The sequence below is a fragment of the Mesorhizobium sp. M7A.F.Ca.ET.027.03.2.1 genome, assembly GCF_003999175.1.
In the GTDB taxonomy this organism is placed as follows: domain Bacteria; phylum Pseudomonadota; class Alphaproteobacteria; order Rhizobiales; family Rhizobiaceae; genus Mesorhizobium.
Window position 1 is genome coordinate 1 of the sequence record NZ_RZOM01000809.1, and the last position, 2,896, is coordinate 2,896.

At 61.9% G+C, this 2,896-nt stretch carries 3 protein-coding genes and 1 pseudogene; 3 read left to right on the forward strand and 1 reads right to left on the reverse strand.

What is annotated here, in order from left to right:
• On the forward strand, nt 1-542 hold a 542-nt coding region (locus tag EN750_RS27245; protein WP_145967948.1), incomplete at its 5' end, for a tyrosine-type recombinase/integrase.
• 380 nt (nt 543-922) lie between these two features.
• Nucleotides 923-1,993 (forward strand): TraB/GumN family protein, encoded by a 1,071-nt coding sequence (locus tag EN750_RS27250; protein ID WP_127398515.1) that lies wholly within the window; start codon nt 923-925, stop codon nt 1,991-1,993.
• An 11-nt stretch (nt 1,994-2,004) separates the two neighbouring features.
• Here the strand turns inward: EN750_RS27250 and EN750_RS27255 are convergent, their stop codons facing one another.
• Nucleotides 2,005-2,664, reverse strand: coding sequence for a DUF2867 domain-containing protein (locus tag EN750_RS27255; RefSeq protein WP_348629627.1), 660 nt, complete (start codon nt 2,662-2,664; stop codon nt 2,005-2,007).
• A 13-nt stretch (nt 2,665-2,677) separates the two neighbouring features.
• Here EN750_RS27255 and EN750_RS27260 point away from each other — a divergent pair.
• A pseudogene (locus EN750_RS27260) lies at nt 2,678-2,896 on the forward strand (hypothetical protein); the annotation flags it as partial.

A 2,896-nucleotide genomic window follows, 5' to 3' on the forward strand; every position in this document is an offset into this window, starting at 1 on the left:
AGCATGTTGTTTCCATTGAAGGCCAACTGGCGGAGGAACCCTGGATTGCTGCCCGCAACGCCGCCGTGCTGACACTGCTCTACGGCTCCGGCCTGCGCATTTCCGAGGCGCTTGGCCTCGCCGGCGCCGATCTGGCGTCGGCGGCCGACACGGTGCTTCGCGTCACCGGCAAGGGCGGCAAGACGCGCCTGGTGCCGGTGCTGCCGGTGGCGCTCAGGGCGATCGCCGAATATCGCCGGCTCTGCCCCTACCATCTCGACCCCAAGGGCCTGTTGTTTCGCGGCGCCCGCGGCGGTCCGCTCAACCCGGCCATCGTCCAGCGCGACATGGCCAAGCTGCGCTCGGCGCTCAACCTGCCCGATACCGCGACGCCGCATGCGCTGCGCCATTCCTTCGCTACGCATCTGCTCGGCCGCGGCGGCGATTTGCGCACCATCCAGGAACTGCTCGGCCACGCCAGCCTTTCGACGACGCAGATCTACACCGGCGTCGACACCGCGAGGCTGCTCGAGATTTACGAGCAGGCCCATCCACGGGCATGAACGCCAGTAGCGTCGCATAGTATCGGTGGCCAAACGTTCACCATTGGCCGAAAGCCTCCCCAACGTCGTCATCCCTGGGCGAAGCAGGAGCGAAGCTCCGTCGCGGAGACCCTGGGATCCATGCCGCGACCTTTGCCATGGAGTGCTGCGGAGCGGAATTCTGCACTGTTGCAGCGTTCCAGAGTCCCGGCATGGATCCTCGGGTCTGCGCCGCGTCGCTACGCTCCTTGCTCCGCCCGTGGATGACGAAGAAATGGGCGTTTCCGCTAATCATTGAGTCATGAGCACCATCGACGTCCGCTGAGGGCGATAGCCGGTCGAAGACAATTTCGCAGTACCAATTAACCGTTTTGCCGCTTTTCGGTTCTAGGAATGGGATCATGAAACGCGTCATCGCCATCGCCGACCGTGCAGCTTCCGTGTCGCTGAAGCTGCTCGTCGCGCTCAATGTTTTGTTCTTCCTGTCGTTTCTCGCCGTGCTGCTGTTCGCGGCCGGCAAGGCCCATGCCGAAATCTCGACCTGCACCGGCGCCGACATGCTGTCGGCCTTGCAGAAGAACGATCCGGCGACCTACCGCAAGATCGAAGCGGAAGCCGCCGCGACACCGAACGGCAAGGGCCTGTTGTGGAAGCTGGAAAAGCCCGGCGAGAAGCCGTCCTTCCTGTTCGGCACCATGCATATGACCGACCCGCGCGTCACCACGCTGCCTCCCGACGCGCAGAAAGCCTATGACGCCGCCGGCACCATCATCATCGAAACCACTGACGTGCTCGACAAGCAGAAGATGATGGTCGCGATGCTCAAGGAGCCGGACCTGATGATGTTCACTGATTCGACGACGCTGGCGTCGCTGCTGTCGCCCGACGATGCGGCGGCCATGAACGCCGCGCTCGACGCCCGCGGCATTCCTCCGGCAACGGTTGCCAAGATGAAGCCGTGGATGCTCTCGGCCATGATGGCACTGCCGGCCTGCGAACTCGCCCGTCAGTCAGGCGGCGCCCCGGTGCTCGATGTCAGGCTGGCGGAAGGTGCAAAGGCTTCCGGCAAGCCGGTGGAAGGATTGGAGACTGCTGAAAGCCAGTTGCGCGCCATGGCCTCGCTGCCGCTGGCGTTTCACATGAAGGGCCTCGTCGACACGCTGAAGCTCGGCGATAAGATCAACGACATCAACGAAACCATGATCGTGCTCTACCAGCGCGGCGACACCGGAATGTTCTGGCCGCTGTTTCGCGTGGCCATGCCGGAAGGCACGGACGACCCCGCGGGCTATGCGGCGTTCGAGGAAACCATGATCACCAGCCGCAACAAGGTGATGGTCGAGCATGCCGAACCGATCCTTGCCAGGGGCAACGTCTTCATGGCGGTCGGCGCCCTCCACCTTCCCGGCCCCGAAGGCCTCGTCGAGGACTTCCGCAAGGCCGGTTACACCGTCACGCCTGTTGGACTTTAAGCTACTTCAGTTTACTTCGCCAGGATCTGGGCCAGCATCGCCGGAACGATGATCCGGTGAAACGGCATGATGATCGCAAGATAGGCGCGCCCGAGCCAATTGTGCGTCTTGACGATCGTCGTCGCGGCCACCTCTTGCCGGCCCGTGCCGAGATCCCTGACTTCGACCAGGACACGGAAATCGAGATGCCGGTCGTCGAGGCCAAGCACAACCTTGCCGGGAAACTGGCTGATGAGCGGAAATATCCCGATCCGGCCTGACGGCAACACTGTAGTTTCCAGGCCCGTCTTCAGCCGGAACGGCTTGACGGCAAGGTTGCGCAGCGCCATGAGCCTGCCGACCCAGGGCGGCATTCGCCCCAGGGCGCGTTCCGCCGCGCCGAGTGCCGTTAAAGAAAGACCCTGGGTGATCAGCACAAAGCGGTCGGCGAACTGGGCTCCGGCGAGAACATCGCAGTGATTCGGGACAAACTCTGCTATGGGATTCGTCACGACAAAAATCCTCCGGAAAAACCCATAGTAGGCACCAACTTGGCGCGTTGCGTGGCGAAACAACGCCATTCCGGCTCCGGAACGGCGGGATTGTCCTTGTTTTTGGCGTTTTCCAACCCTAGCGTGAAACCAGTTCAATGATTGCGCGTTATATGGTGTTGATTGATATTTTTCATCCACGGAGGACACTTTTATGGCGAACGCACCGAATCCAAACGACCCGTTCAATCCCAACACCACCAACACCACCATCAAGCAGAGCGGTGGCGGCGGTAGTGGCTGGCTGATTGCGCTGGTCGTCGTTATTCTGGCGGTTGTCGCGGATTATGTTTTCGGAAGGAGTGGTGAGCACCCGGCGCCACCGCTCTGCTTGATGGTGGTGTTGGTGGTGTTGGGATTGAACGGGTCGTTT

Coding starts and splice junctions, on each gene's coding strand:
- EN750_RS27250 (WP_127398515.1), top strand. CDS start 923: ATGAAACGCGTCATCGCCATCGCCGACCGTGCAGCTTCCGTGTCGCTG.